Origin of the sequence: Clostridium sp. AM29-11AC, from assembly GCF_003480545.1 — a bacterium.
GTDB lineage: Bacteria > Bacillota > Clostridia > Lachnospirales > Lachnospiraceae > Otoolea > Otoolea saccharolyticum_A.
The window spans coordinates 158,312-180,859 of sequence record NZ_QUJI01000001.1; the positions used below are offsets into that span (position 1 = coordinate 158,312).

Sequence of the window (22,548 nt, forward strand, 5' to 3'; positions counted from 1 at the left end):
CTCAGAACCGCCGCAGGAGGAAAATATGTTAGATTTAAGATTTGTCAGAGAAAATCCTGAGATTGTAAAGCAGAACATCAGGAATAAATTTCAGGACAGCAAGCTGCCGTTAGTGGATGAGGTGATTGCCCTGGATGCGGAAAACCGCGCTGCCAAGAAGGAGGCAGACGATCTGCGCGCAGGAAAGAACAAGATTGCAAAACAGATCGGAGCCATGATGGCTCAGGGAAAGAAAGAGGAGGCCGAGGAGCTCAAAAAGAAGGTGGGCGAGGACGCGGCACGTCTGGCTGAGCTTGAGGAGAAGGAGAAGGAGCTCTCCGAGAGAATCACAAAGATCATGATGACGATCCCGAACATTATCGATCCGTCTGTTCCGATCGGAAAGGATGACAGCGAGAATGTGGAGGTTCAGAAGTACGGCGAGCCGGTTGTGCCGGATTTTGAGATTCCATACCATACAGAGATTATGGAGCGCTTCAACGGAATCGATCTGGACAGCGCCAGAAAGGTTGCCGGAAACGGCTTCTACTACCTGATGGGGGATATTGCAAGACTCCACTCTGCCGTGATCTCCTATGCAAGGGATTTCATGATCGACAGAGGCTTCACCTACTGCGTTCCGCCTTTCATGATCCGCAGCAATGTGGTGACAGGCGTTATGAGCTTTGCAGAGATGGATGCCATGATGTATAAGATCGAGGGAGAGGATCTCTACCTGATCGGAACCAGCGAGCACTCCATGATCGGAAAGTTTATCGACACGGTTCTGAAGGAGGAAGAGCTTCCAAAGACGCTGACAAGCTATTCCCCATGCTTCAGAAAGGAGAAGGGCGCCCACGGAATCGAGGAGAGAGGCGTATACAGAATCCATCAGTTTGAAAAGCAGGAGATGATCGTTGTCTGCAAGCCGGAGGACAGCAAGATGTGGTTTGACAGGCTGTGGCAGAATACTGTCGATCTGTTCCGCTCTCTGGATATTCCTGTGCGGACACTGGAGTGTTGCTCCGGCGATCTGGCTGATCTGAAGGTGAAATCCGTGGACGTGGAGGCATGGTCCCCAAGACAGAAGAAATACTTTGAGGTGGGAAGCTGCTCCAACCTGGGAGACGCTCAGGCGCGCAGGCTAAAGATCCGTGTAAACGGAGAGAACGGCAAATACTTTGCCCACACTCTGAATAATACGGTAGTGGCTCCGCCGCGTATGCTGATTGCATTCCTGGAGAACAATCTGCAGGCTGACGGTTCTGTGAGAATCCCGGAGGTTTTAAGACCGTACATGGGCGGAAAGACAGAGCTGAGATAAGACATTACAATTCGATACAAACATTAGGAGGACTGTCCGGAGTGAAGCTTCGGCAGTCCTTTTCGGCGTAAAACTGGCTGAATCCAGGCTGAACTTTGCCTGAATCAGATATTTCAAAAAATAAGGCCCCCAAAAAAATAACTAAACTTAAACAAGGGAAATTCAGAAAATGAGGAAAATATATGAAAGCGTGTCTTGAATTTTTCAAAAAAGAAACGGTTCTCTGCTGCGCGGCTGTCCTGGCCCTGGCATCCATGGCCTTCGTGCCGCCGGACGCGGTGTACCTGTCCTACCCGGACTACAGGACTCTGGCTCTCCTGTTCTGTCTGATGGCGGTGGTGGGAGGCTTCCAGTCCATCGGAGTCTTCACCCTCCTTGGCCAGAAGCTCCTGGCCGGGGCAGGGAACGTGAGGAGGCTTTCCTCTGTGCTGGTGTTTCTGTGCTTCTTTTCCAGCATGATCATCACAAACGATGTGGCGCTTATCACCTTCGTACCCTTCACCATTCTGGTGTTCCGGATGACGGGAAAGGAGAAAAACCTGTTAAAGATCACGGTACTGGAAACCATCGCGGCCAATCTGGGAAGCATGGCCACGCCGGTGGGAAACCCGCAGAATCTGTACCTGTACTCCATCTCCGGCATCTCCATGAGCGAGTTTCTGGGGGCGGTGCTCCCCTACACGGTTCTGGCGGCAGCCCTGCTCTGCGCCGTTCTCTTTTTTGAAAAGAAGGAGAGAATCCGGGTGGAGGTGAGCATGGGGGCCCTGAATCTTCCGGTAAAGATCTTCTTTCGCCGGCTGGGGCTGTATCTGGGACTTCTGATTCTCTGCTTCCTTGTAGTCTTTCGGGTGCTTCCCTACCTGCCGGTTCTGGGTGTCGTGGCCGCGGCCGTGTACCTGTGCGACCGGAAAATTTTGAAGGAGATCGACTATATGCTCCTTCTGACCTTTCTCTGCTTCTTCGTATTCATCGGAAACGTAAAGCGCATTGACCAGGTGAGCTCCCTTCTGATGTCCATGATCCAGGGCAGGGAGCTCCTCACAGGCATTCTGGTCAGCCAGATTATCAGCAACGTGCCTGCGGCTATTTTGCTCTCCGGGTTTACGGAGCAGATTGTGCCTCTGCTCACTGCAGTGAATCTGGGAGGGCTCGGGACGCTGATTGCCTCCCTGGCAAGTCTGATTACATATAAGTTTTATACGAGGGAATTTGCGCAGCAGAAGGGAGAGTTTCTGAAGGTATTTACCAAGTGGAATGTGATATTTCTGGCGGCGCTTACGGCGGCAGCTTTTCTGATAGGGCTTATGGCTGGGTAAGCTGTCCTGCCTGCCGGCATTTTCGGATATTAATCTATTTATATCTCAATGCTGCCTTCTCATCTCAATGCTGCCCTCTCAGCGGCCCGCCGCAATGGGGGCAGAATGAGCAGCCGCCGGAGTGTCCTAAAAAGCAGCCGCAATGGGGACAGCGGTTGAAAACGGCGATAAAAACAATGGCAGCCAGTAATTCAAAGATGGCAGCGATAACCAGCCAAAGCAGTTTCAGCCAGCAGCCCAAAAGAATCAGTATAATTCCCAGCGCCCAGGAAATCCAGGAGATGATACACACATATTTTAACGGAATTTTTCTCATAATTTTCTCCTCAAATTTCAGTATTTCACTTTTGTATGAGACTGCCAGCCTGACGACGGATAGGAAGTCATTTACTAGGCAAGACGTTCGGAGGGGAAGCCTCTTTCTGCGTTCAATATGATTGCGTTTCTGTTTTTCTTTTTCTTTCATCATACCACATTCTGTAAAAAAAATCATGCCCCTCTGTACCGATTTTTTTGCGGGCCCCGGGGCTCCCCTCCTGCAGGGACTGCTGACTGCTTGACCGTTTCCGTCCCTCTGTGCTAAAATTCCATATACAGCCGCGGCGCAAAGGAAAGGAACGGCATGAGAAAGATACAGCATAAGGAAGAAACAGCATAAGAAAGAAACGACAGCCGCAGGAAGGGCGCCGCTTACATTTGGGAGGAAGCAGGTGGAACGAGATCTGACGAAGGGAAATATTGTGTTTACGCTGGCAGGCTTCAGTCTTCCGCTGATTTTGAGCGGAGTGCTGCAGCAGCTCTACAACTGGGCGGATGCCTTCATTGTGGGAAATATTGAGGGGGAGCTGGCGCTGGCCGCAGTGGGAGCCACGGGAACCATCACAAATCTGTTTGTTATGGTGATCACCGGACTGACGCTGGGACTTTCCATTCTGGCGGCCCAGAAGTACGGGAGAGGGGAGCGGGAGTCCCTGAGGAGGATTCTCTCCACCTTCTCCATTGTCCTGGGGGTTCTCTTTCTTCTGACTGCCGCCGCAGGGCTCTGGCTCTCAGACGGGATTCTCCGGCTGCTCCACACGCCGGAGGATATTTTCGATATTTCAGAGGGGTATCTTCGGATTATTCTCACGGGAATTCCTTTTATCACCATCTATAACGTGTATTCTGCCGTCCTGAGAGGCCTTGGCGACAGCCGGGCGCCGTTTTTGTCTGTGCTGGTGTCAGCGGCGGCCAATGTGATCTTAGATCTGGCCTTTGTGGGAGGACTCAGGATGGGAGCGCCGGGAGCTGCCGCTGCCACGGTTATCTCACAGGCTCTGATGACTGTGTTCATTGTGTGCTATGCCGGCAGGAAATATGAGATTCTGCGCTTTTCCAGGGAAGAGAAGCTGGTGGATAAAAAGATTCTTGTGCAGGGATTCCAGCTGGGACTGCCGCCGGCAATCCAGTCCAGTGTCAACTCCTGCGGAAACCTGCTGCTGCAGAATTTTATGAACAGCTTCGGCACCCAGACGGTGGCTGCCATCACAACTGCCTACCGGGTAGATTCCATCCTTCTGCTTCCCATCATCAATCTCGGCTCCGGGATTTCCACTGTGACAGCCCAGAATATGGGGGCCGGAAACAGAGCCCGCGCAAAGAAGGTGCTTTTTGCAGGCTCCGTCATGATGCTCTGCGTGTCCATCTGCCTGACTTTTCTGATCCTTTCTGCGGGAGGGCCTCTGATTGCCCTGTTCGGTGTGACAGAGGAGTCCACGGCCATCGGGGCGTCCTTTTTCAGGAGTATTGCAGGCTTCTACACTGTCTACGGCTTTGCCATGGCTTTCCGGGGATTTCTGGAAGGCTGCGGGGATGTACTGTATTCAAGTATTGCAGGCATAGCAGCCCTGGCTTCGAGAATTCTCATCTCTTACCTGTGCGTTTCCGTCTGGGGAAATATGGTGATTGCCTATGCAGAGGGAATTTCCTGGATTCTGCTTCTCGCCCTCTATTTGGTTCGTTTCCTGTGGAAGCAGAGGAAGCTCTGTGGCAGAAGGGAAGAAACAGAGCCATAAACAGCAAAAGAGCAGACGAGGTTTCGGGAAGGAACTTCGTCTGCTCTGTTTTTTGCCTGACAGGAAAGCACCTGCTTTACAGCCGCGCCCGGCTTTCCCATTGATTAAAGCTCTGTGAAATGGTTGCTCGGCTCGGCGATCAGGGAATAGTTGGTGTGGTAGATGACAAAGCCTGGGGCGGCTCCTGCCACCTTTTTGATATTTTTTTTCTGAATGTAGTCGATCTCCACCTTCTCATTTTCCCGTCCCTTGGAGTAGAAGGCTGCCAGAGCCCCGGCCTCCTCAAATACCCGGTCAGGGAGCTCTCTGCCCTCGCTCTTTACGATGACATGGGAACCGGGGATCCCCTTTGCGTGGAACCACCAGTCGTTTCCCGTGGCGAACTTAAAGGTCAGCTCTTCATTCTGGTAATTGTTCTTTCCCACATAGATGTGGAAGCCGTCGGAGGAGAGGTAGTGGAAGGGACGGCTTGTGATTTTTTGCTTTTTCATGTTGGGGCCGTGTTTTTTTATGAAGCCGTATTCGGTCAGCTCCATCTTGATCTGCGTCAGATCCTCCTCCTTCAGAGCGATGTCCAGGGAGGCGCTGATGGATTCCAGATGGTCGATCTCCCGCTTCGTCTCCTGTATGAGCTCCGTCAGTGCCTCAAAGGTGCGCTTCTGCTTATTGTACTTCTCAAAATATTTTCTGGCGTTCTCCTGAGCCGTTTTCGTCTCATCCAGAGGGATCCTTATGGTCTCATTTGTGTAGTAGTTGAGACAGGACAGCTCCTTTTCCCCGCCGGACAGCTCATAGCCGTAGGTGTTTAAGAGTTCCCCGTAAATGCGGAATTTATCCCGCTTTTCCGTATCCTTCAGCTGCTTTTGCTGAAGATCGTATTTTTTGTAGTTTCGCTCCAGGGCGGTCTGGACGATGCGCCTGAGATCAGAGGATTTCTGGCGGATTCTGGTGATGGTGCTCCTGGAAGCGTAGTAGGTTTCAAGTACCTGGCTCATGGAAGGATACTCTCTGAGGGAAAATCCCGGCGCCAGAGCTGTAAAGGGCAGGGCAGAGAATTCGGAAGGCTCGTCTCCCTTAAAGAGAATGCAGGGGGAGAACTGTCCCTCCCTCACCGAATCCATGGCAAGCGCAATGGTATGGCTCAGATGGATCTGCTCTGCCTCAGACAGGTCAGCAGCGGGGACGGAGGAGTCAATGCTTGCCAGATGACAGAATTCCTCTGCCATTACGGGGCTGATTCCTGTCAGGCGGCAGTAAACGGCCTTTCCCACAGGACCTGCAAACCCTGAGAGGGCAGCCCGGATCTCCTCCTCGTCCACGGCCAGGGGATTGAGCTTGTCGGTGGTCTGGGGGATAAAATATTCTCTGCCCGGCAGGACCTCCCGCACAGAGCTTACCTGGGCAGAGATATGCTTAATGCTGTCGATAATGACCCCGTCCATGGTGCAGAAAATGATGTTGCTGTGTTTTCCCATCAGCTCTACCATGAGCCTTTTGCGGCAGAGATCTCCCATCTCGTCCAGATGTTCAATTTCAAATTCAATGACCCTCTCAAGTCCCGGCTGGGTCACAGAGACAATACGCCCGTTTCCGATGTGCTTTCTCAAAAGCATGCAGAAATTCGGGGCTGTGAGAGGGCTGTTCTTATTCCCGTCCGTCAGGTATGCCAGAGGAAGGCTTGCGTTGACAGACAGAAGCAGTCTGTAGTTTTCTCTGTTATTTTTTATGGTAAATAAAAGTTCGTCCTTTTCCGGCTGGGCAATCTTGGCGATCTTTCCGCCGGCAATGGTGCGGTTAAACTCATGCACCAAAGATGCGATGACAATTCCGTCAAATGCCATAAAAGAGTCTCCTTTCCGTTTCGTTTATAGCTGTTTTACTGTGCCGGACACTTTTTAGAACCTGGAAGCTGTCCTCCCCGGGATCCGAAAGGCGAAGGAGGAAGACGGCGAGGGCCAGCAGATCCGCACACCCTCCGGGGCTGATGTTCCTGGAGATAAAATCACGGTTCAGCTGTGCCAGTCTGCAAAGCCCGCCCTCTGCAAACACGCCGCCGCCGGACAGGAGGGCGGCAGCCTCCTCCCTCACATAGGCGGCAGCCTCAGGGCCTCCCCGGTGAAGCACGTTGGTGTCTTCTGCCCGGGCCATCAGGTGAAGAAGGGTCTGGAGTCTTACAAGATTCCACTTCCCGTCCAGTCCGCTGTCAGAAAGAGAGCCGCGGTCCGGCTGTGAGACTCTGTCCGAAAGGGAGAGGGAAGGCTTTGGAAAGGGACGCAGAAGCCCTGCATACGCGGCCGCACCTGTAAGAGCGGGGCAGGCAATCTGACTGAGAGAAGGAAAGCCGTCAGCTGCCTCTCCCCGGATGCCCCGGCAGCCATATTTCAGATAGAGCCGTTCCCCGTGGGAGAGACAAAGGGGGTCTTCCCCTCTGCTTTCTGCCCACTTATTCAGCGCCTCAAAGTCTCTTTCTGCCTCCTCTCTGCAGAGCTCTCCTGCCAGGGAGAGAAGGTCCGGGACAGAAAGGTCCCACTCTCCTGAAGCAGATGGAGGAAGCTGCCCGGAAATCCTCTCTGAGAGCTGCCTGCCGTACTGATATCCGGCTGCAGCCGCCAGAAGTCCCATGGAGAAGATCATTCCCTTGTGGGTATTGACTCCGCCTGTAGCCCGGAACATGGCTTTCTCTGCCTGCAGCCCTGTTCTGCGGATGCGCCCAAACAGGAGGGAGGGATCCTCACAGTGCAGTCCCTCAGAAGCCATTTCCCGGATATAGGGGACGACGGCCTCTGTGCTGTCAAGAAAGGTCTGAAAACACATGTCCCTGTGGGAGCCGTTGTCACGGAGATCCACAAGACCTGGCTTGGGAGTGGCTGAAACCTCGTCAATGAGGGCCATCCTGGCAGACTGGAGAATGCGGTTCAGAAAGCTGTCCTCGAGAATGAGCCGTCTGACGCAGGCTGTCAGCTCTTCTAGCGAGTGGCGGCGGCTTCTGGCGCAGGCCTGGGCCGGCTCTGAGCAGAGGAGGCAGCGGCGCCCGGGAAGTCCGATGTCCTCCCTGGAAACCTTGCTTCGGTCTGTCCGGATGATGTCGATGTCATAAAGCCTTCCGGCCGGCTCTGCCTCCTCCACGACCGAGGTAATGCGCTTTAGCTCCTCCGGTGTCCCGTCTGCGCAGAAGATCAGCTCAAGTCCTGTGTGTTCCTCTATGCTCTCCTGTGACAGGATGGAGATCCCGGCGTCAGAGAGGGCCTGCTTCACAGCCTGCACACCCCGCTCAAAAAAGCCGGGAACCCCGCGAAACACCTTGACAGGCCCCGGTATGTTCAGGGTAAAGCTCACTACCGGAAGGCCGTACAGGCCGATGAGCCTTTCCTGGACGGCGGCCCTCCGCTCTCTGGCATTCATCATATCCTCGACGGTAACTTCATAAAAGCGGAGTGTTTTCTCCGCGCTTGTATGGTCTGTTTTCATAAAATCTCCTGAAAGTGAAAGATGCGGGAAATACCCGCCCGTTAAGATCAATCTCCCCTATTATAATGAAACTTTCAGAGAAGTACAACCTTTTTCCGGCTGCTTTTGTGCGGGCGCAGATAGGATTTTCCCTATGTGCTTCATAGGCCTTTATGTATTTGCCCTTAGGGAAGGCCGGTGATACCATAGCAGTATCAGATACAGCGAAAACTGTACAGATTGGCTCTGCAAAGGAGGAAATGCCATGAAAATTGAGAGAGCAGCAGTTGCCGGAACCCTGGAGTCCAGCGACGCGCAGATTACAGTAGAACCGGGAACGGAAGGAATTGAGCTGACCATTGAGAGCAGCGTGATTCATCAGTTTGGAAAGCAGATCAGGGCGGTGGTTCTGGAAACCCTGGAACGGCTGGAGGTGACAAACGCCCGCGTGACGGTAGTGGATAAGGGGGCTTTAGACTGTACCCTCAAGGCCAGGGTAGAGTGCGCCGTATACCGGGCAAACGGTATCTCGGAAAATCTTCCATGGGGAGGTGTGATCCGGTAATGAGTCATCCGAATAAAAAACGCCTGAGGCGTTCCATGATGTTTTTAAACTGCCAGAAGCCGGGACTTATCAAGGATCCGTACATTTACGGCCCTGATTCCATTATGCTGGATCTGGAGGACGCAGTGGCGGAAAACCAGAAGGACGCGGCCAGATATTCCCTGTTTCACGCCCTGAAGGAGATCGACTACCGCGGTGTGGAGCGGGTCGTCCGCATTAATGGACTGGACACTCCCCACTGGAAGGAGGATATCCGCGTCTGCGTGGCCGGAGGGGCTGACACGATCCGGATTGCCAAGACAGAGCGGGCAGAGGACGTCCGGGCAGTGGAGGAGCATGTGCTGGCGGCAGAGAGAGAATTTGGACGGCCGGAGGGGAGCACCCTTCTGATGGCCGCTCTGGAATCCTGCAGGGGTGTGCTGAATGCCCTGGAGATCTGCGAGGCTTCCGACCGCCTGATCGGAATTGCCCTGTCCGGCGGCGATTACACAAAGGATCTGCAGACAGTGATCACCGGCACGGGCGTGGAACTTATGGGGGCCAGACAGCACATGATCATGGCCGCCCGGGCTGCAGGCGTCCAGTGCTTTGACACCGTATTCACGAACCTGGACGATATGGAAGGGTTTGCAAGGGAGACGGAGATGATTAAGCGCATGGGCTTTGACGGGAAATCGCTGGTCAATCCGCGGCAGATAGCAGTCGTTCACCAGATTTTTACTCCGACCCAGAAAGAGATCATCTTTGCCGAAAAGGTAGTCAGGGAGATTGACGAGAAGAAAGCAAAGGGAATCGGCGTGTTTACCGTTGACGGAAAGATGATAGACATTGCCTTCTATGACGGGGCAAGGAGGACTCTGGCCCTGGCAAAGGCGTCAGGCGTTTATGAGGGGGATTTGTAAGATGATCAATAAAGCAGGCAGAGAGATACCGGAAGAAATCTTAAAGGCTACTGGAAAGAAGCCCTTTGAAGGCGCATATGCCTACGACAATTATGAGTACAAAAAAGCGGCTCCCACAGTGCGGGCCCTGTCAGATCCGAAGCGGTCGAAGATGGTGGACTCCATCCGTGAGGCCCTGGAAAAATGCGGGCTTCGTGACAATATGACACTTTCCTTTCACCATCATTTCCGTGAAGGCGACTATGTGCTGAACATGGTCATGGAAGAGGTTCACCGGATGGGAGTAAAGGGCATCACCATCTGCGCCAGCTCCATGGGTAAGGCCAATGATGCGATTGTGCCCTACATCGAGGACGGGACGGTGACAGGCATTCAGTCCTCCGGCGTGCGGGGAAAAATCGGACAGGCCATATCTTCGGGAAAGCTCAGAGATCTGGCGATTATGCGCTCCCACGGCGGCCGTGTGCGGGCCATTGAGTCCGGCGAGGTGCACATTGACATTGCCTTCATCGGCGCGCCCACCTGCGATGAGTACGGAAACTGCAGGCCAAACGGGGGAAAGAGCGACTGCGGCGTGCTTTCCTATGCCATGGTGGACGCCCAGTATGCGGACAAGGTTGTGGCAGTTACAGACTGTCTGGTGCCCTTCCCCAACATTCCGGCCAGCATTTCCATGACAAATGTGGACTATGTCTGCGTGGTGGATGCCATTGGAAATCCGGCTAAGATCGCCACGGGAGCGGCCAAGCCCACCACAGATGTGAGAAAGCTGATGATGGCCGACTACTGCACCCAGTTTGTCATCCACACGCCCTATTTCAGGGACGGCTTTTCCTATCAGACGGGAGTGGGGGGAGCGTCCATCGCCTCCACGATTTCTCTGGGAAAAATCATGGAGGAGAGAGGGATCACCATGGGACTTGGCCTGGGAGGAATTACAACCCCCATGTGTGAGCTTCTGGAAAAGGGGCTCATAAAGACGCTGGTGGACACCCAGGACTTTGATCTGGGAGCCATCGAGTCCATCAAGAAAAATCCGAACCATGTGGAGATCTCCGCGTCTGAGTATGCCAATCCCTTTAACAAGGGGGCCTATGTCAACAAGCTGGATTTTGTGATCCTGGCTGCCCTTGAGGTGGATGTGAATTTCAACTGCAACGTGGTGACCGGCTCCGACGGAGTCATTACAGGGGCCCAGGGAGGACATCCCGATACGGCAGCAGGGGCCAAGTGCACCATTGTCATCACTCCTCTTTTACAGGGCAGAATACCGGCTGTCTGCACGGATGTGACGACGGTTACGACTCCCGGGGAAACGGTGGATGTGGTAATCACTGATTACGGAATTGCCATTAACCCAAGGCGCCAGGATCTCATCGACTGCATGAGGGAGAGCAGGGTAAAGCTGCCGTTCTGCACCATCGAGGAGCTGCGGGACAGAGCCTACGCCATCACCGGAAAGCCGGAGCCGGTTCAGTTTGACGATCGTGTGGTGGGAATTATCGAGAGCCGGGACGGCACCATTATGGATGTGGTGAGAAAGGTTAAAGAATTTGAATTTTAAACAGAATTTGAATTATAAATAAATATAAATAAAGAAGATAAGAAGGTACGTCCAGGGCCAGAGCCTGAGGACAGAAGCCTGAAAGAGGGCATTCCCCGGAAAGGTCGGAGATTTTCTCCGGATTTTCGAGGGAGTGCTTTTCTGCTTTCCGGCTTTTTCCAGTCCGTCTTTTTTCTAGCTCGTTTCTTTTTCCAGTTTGTTTCTTTTTCAGTCCGTCTGAAAAAATTTCTGCAGTTTTTCCGGAAACATTTCCGGAAAAGTTTCCCGGAACGCTCCTGGCCGGGACGTTCAGACTGCAGAAACAGTGCCGGGCTTTGAGTCCTGGACTTCCTGCTCCCTCTTTACGCAGGAGAGAAGGATCCCGATGAAATCACGCATATATTTCGTCAGGTACAGTTCTTTTTTGTGGCAGATATAGCAGTGCCGCTCCGTCGCGGAGTTTAAAACGGGATAGATGCTTGCCTGGCATCCGGACGCTCTGATGTCGTCGAGATAGCTTCTGGGACAGAGCATCACGGCGCCGCAGGCCAGGCACACCTTCTTTTCCACCTCAATGCTGCCGGTTTCCAGCAGGATCTTCGGATGGATGCCGCTTGCGATAAACAGACTGTCCTGAATGGTCCGCACGTTGTGGCCCGGCTTATTGGAGATAAAACGCTCGTGTCCGGCCTCGGTGATGGAGATGGGGGTTCCGCTTGGAATCCGCTTTGCCAGATCAGTTGTCCCTGCGGCCAGAAGCACCAGCTCCTCGCTCTCCAGCAGGTGGTAGGAAAGCTCCTCACGTCGGGCCACAGTTGTCATACAGGCCAGATCCACGCTTCCGTTCAGAACCAGATCCTCCATGCGGCTGGAGCCCTGTTCCAGAATTTCGATGTCCACATGGGGGTATTTCTCAAAAAAAGGAGGGAGGGCCAGGGGCAGAAGCTGCATCCCCCTCTGGACCGGAATGCCGAACCGGATTTTTCCGTGCTCCTCCGTCCTTATTTCCTCGATTTCCCTTTCCAGATTCTGCTGGATGGCGAGGATCTGCTTGGCGGCCTCCACGTATTTTTCCCCGGCCGGAGTGAGAGAGATAGGATCTGTGGAGCGGTTAAAGACCGGGGCTCCCAGGTTTGTCTCGGCCAGCTTCACCACCTGGCTCAGGGAGGGCTGGGAGATAAAAAGCTTCTTCGCCGCTGCGGTGATGCTGCCCTCCTGCAATATGGTCATAATGTACTGTGCGTGCTTCAGATTCACGAAAGCCTCCTTTGAATGTCTGACGGTTTCCTTATCTTTGCTGTTTCAGCATTGTATTTATCATACTATCTTACGGGCAAAATTACAATGGGATGCCGGCTGATGACAGCGCCCTCCTGATTTATTGTTGACTAGATTTTTTATATGGATTATAATACCATTATCTATGGACAAAGGAAGGTACAGCCATGTTAAGAAGTATGACGGGTTTCGGACGCTGCGAGATCACTACGGAAGAGTACAGAATTTCCGTAGAAATGAAGGCGGTGAACCACCGTTATCTGGATCTGGGCATCAAGATGCCCAAGAAGTTCAACTATTTTGAGGCCTCAATCCGAAGCCTGCTCAAGCAGTACATTCAGAGGGGCAAGGTAGATTTATTTATTACCTATGAGGACTACACAGAAGAGAAGATGGCTCTCAAGTACAACCGTTCCCTGGCATCCGAATACATGGAGTACTTTGCAAAAATGGCAGAGCAGTTTCACATCGAAAATGACATAACGGTTTCCGATCTGGCCAGATACCCGGATGTGCTGGTGATGGAGCAGGTCCCTGAGGATGAGGAACATATGTGGGCGATTCTTAAGGGAGCGGTCGAGGAGGCAGCATCACGGTTTGTGGAGACGAGGGTCACAGAAGGGGAAAATCTGAAGGCAGATCTTCTGGGAAAACTTGACTATATGGACAGACTTGTGGCGGAGATAGAAGAGAGATCTCCGAAGATTGTAGCTGAATACCGCGCGAAGCTGGAGGATAAGGTGAAGGAGCTTCTTCAGGGCTCAGCTATCGATGAGGCGAGAATTGCCACGGAGGTGACGATCTTTGCAGACAAGATCTGTACGGATGAGGAGACGGTGCGCTTAAAAAGCCACATTGAGGCGACAAGGGCAGAGCTTCTTTCCGGAGGCAGTGTGGGCCGGAAGCTGGATTTCATCGCCCAGGAGATGAACCGGGAGGCAAACACCATACTCTCCAAGGCCAACGATCTGGAGGTTTCCGACAGGGCCATTGCCCTTAAGACAGAGATCGAAAAGGTCAGGGAGCAGATTCAGAACATTGAATAGAGAAGCCCCAAAAAGGCTTTAACCATAAAGAACAGACAGGAGAGTTGCTATGGACAATCAGGGATCATTAGTGGTAGTGTCCGGCTTTTCAGGCGCGGGCAAGGGAACTGTGATGAAGGCGCTCATTTCCAGATATGATAATTATGCGCTGTCCGTTTCCGCCACTACCAGGGCTCCCAGAGAGGGAGAGACGGACGGGAAAGAGTATTTCTTCAAAACGCACCAGGCCTTTGAGGACATGATTGAGCGGGATGAGCTGATTGAGTACGCCCAGTATGTGAATAATTATTACGGGACTCCGAAGGAGTATGTATTTTCCAATATCCAGGCAGGAAAGGACGTGCTGCTGGAGATTGAGATTCAGGGTGCTCTGAAGGTGAAGGAAAAATTCCCGGAGACGATGCTTGTGTTCATCATGCCGCCGAGTGCAGAGGAGTTAAAGAGACGGCTGATCGGACGGGGTACAGAGGATATGGACACCATCAACGCCCGCTTGAAGAGAGCCGGGGAGGAAGCCGAGGATATTCCAAAGTACGACTATGTCATTGTGAATGACACAGTTGACCGCTGTGTGGAGGAACTTCACACCCTCATCCAGAGTCAGAGGGCGCGGGTGGGAAACCACAGGGAGTTTATCAACAGAGTCCAGAAGGATGTAAAGCATCTCACATCGGATGAGGGCTGAGAAGAAGAGTCACGGCCCTGGGCCTGACTTTCGGTTATTCAGAGAGACAGCAGTAATCTATATAAATAAACAGTATGAAACAGTAAAAGGAGTATGATAATTATGATGTTAAAACCATCCTATACCGACCTGATGGAGGTTGTAAACAGCGGAGTGGAGGAGGGCGCTGATCCGATTATCCAGAGCCGCTATTCTATCGTGATTGCCACGGCAAAGCGTGCCAGACAGCTTATTGCCAAGGAGGATCCGTCTATTGCATCTGCCAGCAGAAAGCCTCTGTCTGTTGCCATCGATGAGCTTTACAATTCCAAGGTAAAGATTGTCAGCGAGGACGACAGCTCTGAGGATGATATTCAATTTTAAGGAAAAGAGGGCCGTCTCATGGCTTCAGGTCGTGAGATGGCGTTTTTACTATGGGAAAAGTTTCTGGAAAAGTTTCCCTAGGAACCTATCAAACAGAATCAGGAGATGAACTATGAAAATACTTTGTGTTTCCCTTGGCTGCGACAAAAACCTGGTGGACACGGAAATGATGCTGGGCCTGTTAAACAGGGACGGCTACACTTTTACAGACGATGAAAATGAGGCGGATGTTATCCTCATCAATACCTGCTGCTTTATCAACGACGCCAAGGAGGAAAGCGTGAACACGATCCTGGAGATGGCGGAGCTTAAAAAGAAGGGCAGATGCAAAGCTCTGATCGTCACAGGATGCATGGCTCAGAGATATAAGGAGGAGATCATGCAGGAGATACCGGAGGTGGATGGAATTCTGGGAACCTCCACCTACGACGAGATTTCCAATGTGCTTAAAAAAGCTCTCTCCGGAGAGGAGCACATTTCCTGCTTCCACGAGCTTACGGCTCTCCCTGATGTGAAGGCGAAGCGGCTTGTCACCACAGGAGGCCACTACGCCTTTCTGAAGATTGCGGAGGGCTGCGATAAATACTGCACCTACTGCATTATCCCGTCCCTTCGCGGACCCTACAGGAGCGTTCCCATGGAACGGCTCATTGAGCAGGCCAGGGAGCTTACAGAGCAGGGGGTGAGGGAGCTGATTCTGGTGGCCCAGGAGACGACGCTCTACGGTGTGGATCTCTACGGGAAGAAGATGCTTCCCGAGCTTTTAAGGCAGCTGGCAGCGATTGACGGGCTTTACTGGATCAGAATCCAGTACTGCTATCCGGAAGAGATTACAGAGGAGCTTATCGAGACCATCCGCACGGAGGAAAAAATCTGTCACTATCTGGACATTCCGATTCAGCACGCCAGCGACCGGATCTTAAAGAGAATGAACCGCAAAACCACGATGGAGGAGCTGAAACGAAACATTGCCCGTTTAAGAGAGGCGATCCCGGACATTGCCCTTCGGACTACCCTGATCGCAGGCTTCCCGGGAGAGACCAAAGAGGATCACGAGCTCCTCATGGACTTTGTGGACGAGATGGAGTTTGAACGGCTGGGCGTGTTTGCCTACTCGGCTGAGGAGGATACGCCGGCGGCATCCTTCCCCGATCAGGTCCCCCAGGAGATAAAGGAGGAACGGCGGGACGCTCTCATGGAGCTTCAGCAGGAGATTGCCTTTGAAAAGTCAGAGCGCATGGTAGGCCGCATTCTCGATGTGATGATAGAGGGAAAGGTGGCCGATGAAAACGCCTATGTGGGAAGAACCTACATGGATGCCCCGAATGTGGACGGACTTATCTTTGTAAACACCGACGAGCCCCTGATGTCAGGAGATTTCTGCAAGGTCAGAGTCACAGGAGCCCTTGATTATGATTTGATAGGAGAGATGTGCTATGAATCTGCCAAATAAATTAACTGTACTGCGTGTGATTATGATTCCGTTTTTTGTATTTTTCCTTCTGTGGGAAGGAGGGCAGAACCAGACCTTCCGCCTGATCTCCCTGGCTATTTTCATTGTGGCCAGCCTGACGGATCTTCTGGACGGAAAGATTGCGAGAAAATATAACCTGGTGACAAATTTTGGCAAATTTATGGATCCGCTGGCGGACAAGCTGTTAGTCTGCTCTGCCCTTATCTGCCTGATTGAGCTGGGAGAGCTCCCGGCCTGGATGGTCATTATCATTATCAGCCGCGAGTTTATCATCAGCGGCTTCCGTCTGGTGGCTTCCGACAACGGAGTGGTGATTGCGGCAAGCTACTGGGGCAAGTTTAAGACTACCTTCCAGATGATTGCGGTGGTGCTTCTGATTCTGGACATTCCGTCTCTCGCTCTGCTGACAACGCTCTGCGTGTGGATTGCCCTTGCGCTCACCATCATCTCTCTGGTGGACTACATTGTGAAGAACCATAAGGTTCTGACAGAAGGGAGCATATAAATATGGTTGTAGAGCTGGTATCTGTGGGGACAGAACTGCTGCTGGGAAATATCGTGAATACTAATGCCAGGTATCTGTCCGAGAAATGCGCTATGCTGGGACTGAACGTCTACTATCAGACAACGGTAGGGGACAACGAGGAGCGCCTCTCTGAGGTCATCAGGACTGCCCTGAACCGCTCGGATATTGTGGTTTTAAACGGCGGCCTGGGACCTACCGAGGATGATCTGACCAAGGAGACCTGCGCAAAGGTGATGGGACTTCCCCTCGTGAAGGATGCGCACACGGAGGAGAGGTTAAAGGAGTATTACCGGGGAAGGAAAAAAGAGGAGCTGCCTGACAGCAACTGGAAGCAGGCCCTGATCCCCGAGGGGGCAGTGGTGTTTGACAATGAGAACGGCACGGCTCCCGGACTGGTAGTTGAAAAGGATGGAAAGACGGCAATTCTTCTGCCTGGCCCTCCGGGAGAGCTGTATCCGATGGTGGAAAAGCAGCTCTGTCCTTATCTTCAGAATAAGAACTCAGATGTGATCCTCTCTCAGATGATTAAAATCTGCGGCTACGGGGAGAGCAAGGTGGAGGAGATGATCCTCGACTTAATTGACAAGCAGACGAATCCCACTCTTGCGACGTATGCAAAGCTCAAGGAGGTTCATCTGAGGGTGACGGCCAGGGCTGCCTCTGAGGAGGAGGCGAAAAAGCTCCTGAAGCCGGTGGTGAAGGAGATTAAAAAGAGATTCGGCGATGCAGTCTACACGACAGATGAGAATGAGACACTTCAGGATGCTGTGGTAAAGCTTCTGAAGAAGCACGAGCTTACAGTGACCACCGCTGAGTCCTGTACAGGCGGTCTTCTGGCGGGAACTCTGGTAAGTGTGCCGGGCGTTTCCGACGTATTCAAGGAGGGCTTTGTCACCTATTCCAATAAGGCCAAACGAAGACACCTCGACGTCAGCAAGAGCACGCTCAGAAAGTATGGGGCGGTCAGCGCCCAGACGGCCAAGGAGATGGCCAAGGGAGGCGTATTTGCCACAGATGCGGACGTGTGCGTGGCCATAACGGGGCTTGCAGGGCCTGACGGGGCGACTCCGGAAAAGCCGGTGGGCCTTGTCTATATTGCCTGCTATATGAATGACAAGGTGCAGGTGGAGGAATTCCATTTTAAGGGCGACCGTCAGAAAATCAGGGAACAGTCGGTGGTACAGGCTCTGGATCTGCTGAGAAGATCGATTCTGGCGTTTTCCTAAAACCCTTTGACTCTCATACCCGTCCATTTTGCAAGCTGCGATGAAGCCGCTTTCCTAGGAGCAAAACGAGGCTCCCTGAATGGTCCTGGACTGAGAACGGCACAAGCCTATGGGAGGAATCAAGACGATGCAGTTTTATGAGCGCTTATACACAGGAGAACGGGCGGAGGGAAAGCGTTTCACAATCCTTCAGAACCTGCGCCGGAAAAAAATTCAGCTTGGTGTATATGTTATAACACCTGCGTCAGGCGGAAATAATCTACTTGATATTTACCACTGCTCTGAGATTTTCCGGCCCTGGTATGAAAAAGAGGATCTCCTGATCGTGGGGATTGCTCTCGGATATGACGACGCCTGTCTGCTGGCCGGTCAGATAGTAAATGAGGTCTACAGGGCTACGGGAGGCTTTGATGTAAAGCAGTATCTGCTGAAAAATGTGCGGTAGGTGGGAAACATGCTTCATATTGTATTTCTAATCCTGAAAATCATTTTATTTCTCATACTTGCCGTGCTGGGGCTTCTGTTAGCCATTGCCCTTGCCGTGCTTCTGGTTCCCATCCGCTACCGGGCAGAAGCGTCGCTGCATGGGGAAATCCATGCCAGGGGGCGTATTTCCTGGCTGTTTCGCCTGATCAGCCTCTCTTTTTCATACCAAAACCGCCCCGAGGGGGACGAGGAGGGACTGAAGACAGAAGTAAGGCTTCTGGGCTTCCGGCTTTTTAAGAGAAAAGAGGAAAAAGGGAAAGACGAAGAAAAAGAGACGGAAGAAAAGGAAAGCGGGGAAACGGAGGCAGCGGAAAATGAGACTCCGGAAAAAGAAACGCCGGAAAAAGTGAGGAGAGCGATGGATGCCGGAGAACCTGTGACAGCTCTGGAGGACAGAATAGACCCCGTTGGACCTGGAGACCAGGAGGAAGGCCTGCCCGGGGAATCCCCAATTTTCGAGGCGCCTTCAGAGATTCCCGTAAAGAAGGCTTCCCGGGAGCGCGGCAGCGTTCCTCCAAAACCGCCGGAGAAGAAGCCGGAAAACCATTTAGAGGACAGCTGGCGGGAAGGCGGCAGCCCAGGCGGCCCCGGAAGCCGCCTGCTCGCCTGGGCCGGCAGGATTGTGTCCAGGCTGAGACAGAAGAAGAACCGGATGGCGAAAGCTCTCCGGAAATTCAGGCGCAGGCTTTATGAGCTGGCCCGAAAGAAAGAGAGGCTGACAGCTCTGCTGCAGGACGAGGAAAACAGGAGGACAGCGGGGCTGATTCTAAGGAGCGCCAAACGTCTGCTGCGCCGTCTTCTGCCAAGACTCCGAGGAGAGCTGAGCTTCGGTGTGGAGGATCCCTATCTGATGGGAAAGATCCTGACGGTTCTGGCGGTGTTCTATCCTCTGTACGGAAAAACCTTTGTACTGACGCCTGTATTTGATGAAAACAGGCTGGAGGGAGAGTTCTCCCTGAAGGGAGGGCTGCGCCTCGGCTCATTTGCAGCCTTTGGGCTCAGAATATTACTTGACAAAAATTTCAGGCGTCTGCTAAGACAGTTCCTGAGAGAAGGAGGAATATAAGAGAATGGCAGATAATCAGTTTTCGTCCACCGTGGAGGCCCTGTTTAAGGGTATGGACAGTTTTGTAACTACAAAAACCGTAGTAGGCGAGGCAGTAAAGATCGATGATGCGATTATTCTGCCGTTAGTGGATGTGTCCTGCGGGATGGCTGCAGGAGCGTTTAATCAGTCGTCCAAAAATAACGGAGCAGGGGGAATGAGCGCAAAGATCAGCCCCAGCGCAGTTCTCGTGATACAGAACGGAGTGACTAAGCTGGTCAATGTAAAGCATCAGGATGCAGTCACGAAAATCATTGACATGGTTCCTGACTTTGTGAACCGCTTTGCGGGAGGACCGTCTCAGGAGGCAGTGAAGAGGGCAGAGAAGATGGCTTCCTCCTTCGAGACCGGGGATGAAAGTGCGGAGAAGCAGCCGTAGAGACTCAGGAAAGGCGAAGGAAAAGAAGCGAAGGAAAAATACAAAGGAAAAAACAGGAAATGTTCAAATTCTGGTGTCCGCCTGTTTGAAAGTTTCCTGTTATTTTTTTGTCAAAAAAACAAAGGAGACAGCGGAGAAAAGAGGGGAGGAGAGAGAAGCTTTGAACTGAAAACTGCCTGTTCAAGCAAAAAACATTCCAAATTGTAGAAACAGAGGGAGAATTGCAGAAAAAATAAAATCTTTTCATAATTTTAACAGTATAATCGGGGGAGTTCGAAAAAACTGAAAACATATATAGAAAAAACAAAAATAGAACCAGAAGTATAACAAAAAATAGCAATGTTTCACAAAAAAAACAAGACAATTCATGACGCGTATGATATAATAATAACAAATTAATGATTGTATCACACCGCATGAGCAAAATGACGGGGTGATAGATCAGAGATAAACTTCATATTTTATAAAAAGGGGGAAAGATAAACGTATGGAGTTATTTAACAAAATCCTTTTGGGCACAAACGACATACTGACAGGCTATGTCCTGTTGGTGGCACTGGTAGGCGGCGGAATCTGGTTTACCATCCAGACCGGCTTTGTTCAGTTCCGTGAGTTTGGAAACGGCTGGCGCAGAGTGTTCGGAGGCCTTTTCAAGAAGAAGGATAAAAGCGCAGAGGGAAACAACGGTATTTCTTCCTTCCAGGCTCTGACCACAGCGATTGCAGCTCAGGTAGGTACAGGAAATCTGGCCGGAGCAGCTACAGCGATTGCAGCCGGAGGTCCCGGCGCTATCTTCTGGATGTGGGTTTCTGCAGTTCTCGGTATGGCCACAATTTTCTGCGAGGCCACTCTTGCACAGGTATACAGAACTACAGGCCCTGACGGAAAGCCTACAGGCGGTCCGGTATACTACATCAAAGCAGCCTTTACAGGAACCTTTGGTAAAGTACTTGCCGGAATCTTTGCGGTTCTGATTACCCTGGCACTCGGACTGTTCGGAAATGCTGTTCAGGCGAATTCCATTACAGACGCTTTCCACACCGCATTTTTCTCAGGCGTAGGCAGCTTCACCTTATTTGGACAGCAGATCCCCTATGACAAGATTATTGTGGGAATTCTTCTTGCAATTGTTGCATGGATGATCTTCGGCGGCGGTATTTCACGTATCGCACAGATCACTGAGAAGCTGGTTCCGATTATGGCATGCTTCTACTTAGCAGGCGGACTGATCATCGTTCTCATGAACTTCCAGAATATTCCTTACATGTTTGCTTCCATTATTGAAGGCGCATTTAACCCGCGTGCAGTATGCGGCGGCGCTTTCGGTGTAGCCATGAAAGAGGCAGTGAAGAAGGGGGTTGCCAGAGGCCTTTTCTCCAACGAGGCCGGTATGGGTTCCACACCTAACGCACATGCACAGGCGAATGTTGCACATCCGTGTCAGCAGGGCCAGGTGGCAATCGTTTCCGTATTTATCGATACAATCCTTGTATTAAACATGACTGCATTCGTTATTATCGGAACAAAGATGCTGGAGCCAGGCTCCCCGGCATATGTGGACGGGAAGCTGTTGGATGGCATCGCACTGACACAGACTGCATTTAATTCTGCATTCGGTTCCTTCGGTTCCATCTTTATTGCTATCTGCATGCTGTTTTTCGCATTTTCCACAATCCTTGGATGGTATTTCTTCGGTGAAACGAATGTGAAGTACCTCTTTGGCGAGAAGGCGGTAAAGCCATACATTGCTTTTGTATGCCTGTTCATCGTTCTGGGATCCCTGATGAAGGTTTCAACTATCTGGAACATGTCCGACTGCTTCAACTCCCTGATGGTAGTGCCGAACGTGATCGGTCTGTTCGCCCTGACAGGAGTGGTTAAGAAGACTTACAAGGACTACAGAACCAACTTCCTGCCAAACCATCCTGAGGATGAGAGCAGGTAGGCGGGATTCTGCTCAGGAAAGCTGAAAAAAGTTCAGGCAGAAGTTCTGTACATAGAGAATGAAAAGCTCAGACAGACAGAGGCCGGGCGAAAGATTTTCGTCCGGCCTCTGCTGCTGTCACAGGAAGCGCAGAAAGAACAGAGAATATGGCGTACGCACCTGCATACTATATAGTATGCAGGATTTTTCTGCATCAGGAGGACTTTCATGAAGCGCTTGTGCGGATTAATTTTATTTTCCATGGGAGCCGGAATGACGCTGATTCTGATCTTTCCCAAGAGCTTTTTCTGGGTATGTGTGACAGTAGTATGTCTGGTTATTGGCTATAATCTGTTCTGCGGTTAAATAAAATGAGAGGGGGGAGAACCCTTTCGGAACGGCGGACCTGCAGGCTGCAGGGAAAGGGCAGGAGTCTGACAGACAGGAGACACTCTGTTCCGGGACAGCTGCATGGAGAGGCGCCGCAAAATATAAAAGAGGAGATAAAATCCGAGTGATTTTATCTCCTCTTTTATACGCTGAGCCGCACAGGAATTATGCTCTCTCAACTAAACCGGATCTTAAGCAAGAAGTACATACATACATCTTCTGAGCTCCGCCGTTTACTTTAACTTTAACAGACTTAACATTTGCTTTCCACATTTTGTTAGATCTTCTATGGGAATGACTTACTGCATTACCAAAGTGAGCAGCTCTTTCACAGATTGCACATTTAGCCATGGTTGCACCTCCTCTACCGTTCATCGGATTTTGCGTAAAAATCCACAACAACTGTATAATAGCAGAAAGACACCAAATTTGCAAGTGAAAAATAAAAATTTGTTTCTTTTTTATTGAAAATAAGTTATAATCACTAATAGCCGGGCAGGATGCCTGCCGGGGGCGGAACCTCAAAAAAGAATGGA

Annotated in this window: 22 protein-coding genes; 17 read left to right on the plus strand and 5 right to left on the minus strand. The window is 51.7% G+C overall.

Annotation, left to right across the window (positions count from 1 at the left end; all coding sequences use genetic code 11):
- The first annotated feature begins 25 nt into the window (after window positions 1-25).
- Together serS and DW757_RS00735 are read left to right on the plus strand one after the other, a co-directional pair.
- Window positions 26-1,303: a serine--tRNA ligase gene (serS, locus tag DW757_RS00730; RefSeq protein ID WP_008398096.1), complete on the plus strand. Its 1,278-nt coding sequence runs from the start codon at window positions 26-28 to the stop codon at window positions 1,301-1,303.
- 182 nt (window positions 1,304-1,485) lie between these two features.
- Window positions 1,486-2,619: an SLC13 family permease gene (locus DW757_RS00735; protein ID WP_118750707.1), complete on the plus strand. Its 1,134-nt coding sequence runs from the start codon at window positions 1,486-1,488 to the stop codon at window positions 2,617-2,619.
- A gap of 64 nt (window positions 2,620-2,683) precedes the next feature.
- Here the strand turns inward: DW757_RS00735 and DW757_RS00740 are convergent, their stop codons facing one another.
- The gene (locus DW757_RS00740; RefSeq protein ID WP_015574233.1) at window positions 2,684-2,935 is read right to left on the minus strand and encodes a hypothetical protein; all 252 of its coding nucleotides are present in this window, start codon (window positions 2,933-2,935) and stop codon (window positions 2,684-2,686) included.
- Between the two features lie 394 nt (window positions 2,936-3,329).
- On the opposite strand from DW757_RS00740, the gene DW757_RS00745 reads away from it, so the two are divergent.
- Complete coding sequence (locus DW757_RS00745; RefSeq protein ID WP_118750708.1) at window positions 3,330-4,673, plus strand: MATE family efflux transporter; 1,344 nt, start codon at window positions 3,330-3,332, stop codon at window positions 4,671-4,673.
- 104 nt (window positions 4,674-4,777) lie between these two features.
- On the opposite strand, the gene DW757_RS00750 is transcribed toward DW757_RS00745, so the two are convergent.
- Window positions 4,778-6,514, minus strand: a complete 1,737-nt coding sequence (locus tag DW757_RS00750; protein ID WP_118750709.1) for an NFACT RNA binding domain-containing protein — start codon at window positions 6,512-6,514, stop codon at window positions 4,778-4,780.
- Window positions 6,504-8,141 carry a citrate lyase holo-[acyl-carrier protein] synthase gene (gene citX, locus DW757_RS00755; protein ID WP_118750710.1) on the minus strand — a complete coding sequence of 546 codons (1,638 nt, stop codon included), beginning with the start codon at window positions 8,139-8,141 and terminating at the stop codon, window positions 6,504-6,506. Before citX ends, DW757_RS00750 begins: the two co-directional genes overlap by 11 nt.
- Before the next feature lie 244 nt (window positions 8,142-8,385).
- On the opposite strand from citX, the gene citD reads away from it, so the two are divergent.
- Genes citD through citF form a run of 3 tightly spaced genes read left to right on the plus strand, consistent with a single transcriptional unit; the run spans window position 8,386 to window position 11,151 of the window.
- Entirely contained in the window at window positions 8,386-8,685 is a 300-nt protein-coding gene (gene citD, locus DW757_RS00760) for a citrate lyase acyl carrier protein (protein ID WP_008398105.1), read from the plus strand.
- Window positions 8,685-9,587: an aldolase/citrate lyase family protein gene (locus DW757_RS00765; protein ID WP_008398106.1), complete on the plus strand. Its 903-nt coding sequence runs from the start codon at window positions 8,685-8,687 to the stop codon at window positions 9,585-9,587. The genes citD and DW757_RS00765 overlap by 1 nt, the downstream gene beginning before the upstream one ends.
- Window position 9,588: 1 nt before the next feature.
- On the plus strand, window positions 9,589-11,151 hold the full coding sequence (gene citF / locus DW757_RS00770; protein WP_087381605.1) for a citrate lyase subunit alpha: 1,563 nt from the start codon (window positions 9,589-9,591) through the stop codon (window positions 11,149-11,151).
- Between the two features lie 288 nt (window positions 11,152-11,439).
- Here the strand turns inward: citF and DW757_RS00775 are convergent, their stop codons facing one another.
- Window positions 11,440-12,387 (minus strand): LysR family transcriptional regulator, encoded by a 948-nt coding sequence (locus DW757_RS00775; RefSeq protein WP_021966567.1) that lies wholly within the window; start codon window positions 12,385-12,387, stop codon window positions 11,440-11,442.
- Between the two features lie 188 nt (window positions 12,388-12,575).
- Between DW757_RS00775 and DW757_RS00780 the strand changes: the two genes are divergently transcribed.
- The 11 genes from DW757_RS00780 to DW757_RS17270 all read left to right on the plus strand — a co-directional run bounded on the left by DW757_RS00780 (window position 12,576) and on the right by DW757_RS17270 (window position 21,988).
- Window positions 12,576-13,454, plus strand: a complete 879-nt coding sequence (locus DW757_RS00780; RefSeq protein WP_015574227.1) for a YicC/YloC family endoribonuclease — start codon at window positions 12,576-12,578, stop codon at window positions 13,452-13,454.
- 49 nt (window positions 13,455-13,503) lie between these two features.
- On the plus strand, window positions 13,504-14,139 hold the full coding sequence (gene gmk, locus DW757_RS00785; protein WP_118750711.1) for a guanylate kinase: 636 nt from the start codon (window positions 13,504-13,506) through the stop codon (window positions 14,137-14,139).
- A gap of 102 nt (window positions 14,140-14,241) precedes the next feature.
- The gene (gene rpoZ, locus DW757_RS00790) at window positions 14,242-14,502 is read left to right on the plus strand and encodes a DNA-directed RNA polymerase subunit omega (RefSeq protein WP_015574225.1); all 261 of its coding nucleotides are present in this window, start codon (window positions 14,242-14,244) and stop codon (window positions 14,500-14,502) included.
- A gap of 112 nt (window positions 14,503-14,614) precedes the next feature.
- A complete protein-coding gene (rimO, locus tag DW757_RS00795; protein WP_118750712.1) occupies window positions 14,615-15,955 on the plus strand; it encodes a 30S ribosomal protein S12 methylthiotransferase RimO in 1,341 nt (446 codons plus the stop codon).
- Window positions 15,939-16,481 carry a CDP-diacylglycerol--glycerol-3-phosphate 3-phosphatidyltransferase gene (gene pgsA / locus DW757_RS00800; RefSeq protein WP_008398113.1) on the plus strand — a complete coding sequence of 181 codons (543 nt, stop codon included), beginning with the start codon at window positions 15,939-15,941 and terminating at the stop codon, window positions 16,479-16,481. The genes rimO and pgsA overlap by 17 nt, the downstream gene beginning before the upstream one ends.
- A gap of 2 nt (window positions 16,482-16,483) precedes the next feature.
- Window positions 16,484-17,728, plus strand: a complete 1,245-nt coding sequence (locus tag DW757_RS00805; RefSeq protein WP_118750713.1) for a competence/damage-inducible protein A — start codon at window positions 16,484-16,486, stop codon at window positions 17,726-17,728.
- Window positions 17,729-17,855: 127 nt separating this feature from the next.
- On the plus strand, window positions 17,856-18,173 hold the full coding sequence (locus DW757_RS00810; RefSeq protein ID WP_015574222.1) for a hypothetical protein: 318 nt from the start codon (window positions 17,856-17,858) through the stop codon (window positions 18,171-18,173).
- A 9-nt stretch (window positions 18,174-18,182) separates the two neighbouring features.
- Window positions 18,183-19,280: a hypothetical protein gene (locus DW757_RS00815; protein WP_118750714.1), complete on the plus strand. Its 1,098-nt coding sequence runs from the start codon at window positions 18,183-18,185 to the stop codon at window positions 19,278-19,280.
- A 4-nt stretch (window positions 19,281-19,284) separates the two neighbouring features.
- Entirely contained in the window at window positions 19,285-19,698 is a 414-nt protein-coding gene (locus DW757_RS00820; RefSeq protein ID WP_008398117.1) for a GerW family sporulation protein, read from the plus strand.
- 487 nt (window positions 19,699-20,185) lie between these two features.
- A complete protein-coding gene (locus DW757_RS00830; RefSeq protein ID WP_118750715.1) occupies window positions 20,186-21,643 on the plus strand; it encodes a sodium:alanine symporter family protein in 1,458 nt (485 codons plus the stop codon).
- A 207-nt stretch (window positions 21,644-21,850) separates the two neighbouring features.
- Window positions 21,851-21,988 (plus strand): hypothetical protein, encoded by a 138-nt coding sequence (locus DW757_RS17270; RefSeq protein WP_008398121.1) that lies wholly within the window; start codon window positions 21,851-21,853, stop codon window positions 21,986-21,988.
- Between the two features lie 189 nt (window positions 21,989-22,177).
- On the opposite strand, the gene rpmB is transcribed toward DW757_RS17270, so the two are convergent.
- Window positions 22,178-22,363 carry a 50S ribosomal protein L28 gene (gene rpmB, locus DW757_RS00835; RefSeq protein ID WP_083794769.1) on the minus strand — a complete coding sequence of 62 codons (186 nt, stop codon included), beginning with the start codon at window positions 22,361-22,363 and terminating at the stop codon, window positions 22,178-22,180.
- Between the last annotated feature and the right edge of the window lie 185 nt (window positions 22,364-22,548).

What these genes read in the sequence shown, in the direction of transcription:
- DW757_RS00805 (WP_118750713.1), top strand. Translation starts at nt 16,484, where the DNA reads ATGGTTGTAGAGCTGGTATCTGTGGGGACAGAACTGCTGCTGGGAAAT.
- DW757_RS17270 (WP_008398121.1), top strand. Translation starts at nt 21,851, where the DNA reads ATGAAGCGCTTGTGCGGATTAATTTTATTTTCCATGGGAGCCGGAATG.
- DW757_RS00740 (WP_015574233.1), bottom strand. Translation starts at nt 2,935, where the DNA reads ATGAGAAAAATTCCGTTAAAATATGTGTGTATCATCTCCTGGATTTCC.
- citF (WP_087381605.1), top strand. Translation starts at nt 9,589, where the DNA reads ATGATCAATAAAGCAGGCAGAGAGATACCGGAAGAAATCTTAAAGGCT.
- DW757_RS00820 (WP_008398117.1), top strand. Translation starts at nt 19,285, where the DNA reads ATGGCAGATAATCAGTTTTCGTCCACCGTGGAGGCCCTGTTTAAGGGT.
- gmk (WP_118750711.1), top strand. Translation starts at nt 13,504, where the DNA reads ATGGACAATCAGGGATCATTAGTGGTAGTGTCCGGCTTTTCAGGCGCG.
- rpoZ (WP_015574225.1), top strand. Translation starts at nt 14,242, where the DNA reads ATGATGTTAAAACCATCCTATACCGACCTGATGGAGGTTGTAAACAGC.
- serS (WP_008398096.1), top strand. Translation starts at nt 26, where the DNA reads ATGTTAGATTTAAGATTTGTCAGAGAAAATCCTGAGATTGTAAAGCAG.
- DW757_RS00815 (WP_118750714.1), top strand. Translation starts at nt 18,183, where the DNA reads ATGCTTCATATTGTATTTCTAATCCTGAAAATCATTTTATTTCTCATA.
- DW757_RS00830 (WP_118750715.1), top strand. Translation starts at nt 20,186, where the DNA reads ATGGAGTTATTTAACAAAATCCTTTTGGGCACAAACGACATACTGACA.
- rpmB (WP_083794769.1), bottom strand. Translation starts at nt 22,363, where the DNA reads ATGGCTAAATGTGCAATCTGTGAAAGAGCTGCTCACTTTGGTAATGCA.
- DW757_RS00765 (WP_008398106.1), top strand. Translation starts at nt 8,685, where the DNA reads ATGAGTCATCCGAATAAAAAACGCCTGAGGCGTTCCATGATGTTTTTA.
- rimO (WP_118750712.1), top strand. Translation starts at nt 14,615, where the DNA reads ATGAAAATACTTTGTGTTTCCCTTGGCTGCGACAAAAACCTGGTGGAC.
- DW757_RS00810 (WP_015574222.1), top strand. Translation starts at nt 17,856, where the DNA reads ATGCAGTTTTATGAGCGCTTATACACAGGAGAACGGGCGGAGGGAAAG.
- citX (WP_118750710.1), bottom strand. Translation starts at nt 8,141, where the DNA reads ATGAAAACAGACCATACAAGCGCGGAGAAAACACTCCGCTTTTATGAA.
- DW757_RS00780 (WP_015574227.1), top strand. Translation starts at nt 12,576, where the DNA reads ATGTTAAGAAGTATGACGGGTTTCGGACGCTGCGAGATCACTACGGAA.
- DW757_RS00735 (WP_118750707.1), top strand. Translation starts at nt 1,486, where the DNA reads ATGAAAGCGTGTCTTGAATTTTTCAAAAAAGAAACGGTTCTCTGCTGC.
- DW757_RS00750 (WP_118750709.1), bottom strand. Translation starts at nt 6,514, where the DNA reads ATGGCATTTGACGGAATTGTCATCGCATCTTTGGTGCATGAGTTTAAC.
- pgsA (WP_008398113.1), top strand. Translation starts at nt 15,939, where the DNA reads ATGAATCTGCCAAATAAATTAACTGTACTGCGTGTGATTATGATTCCG.
- citD (WP_008398105.1), top strand. Translation starts at nt 8,386, where the DNA reads ATGAAAATTGAGAGAGCAGCAGTTGCCGGAACCCTGGAGTCCAGCGAC.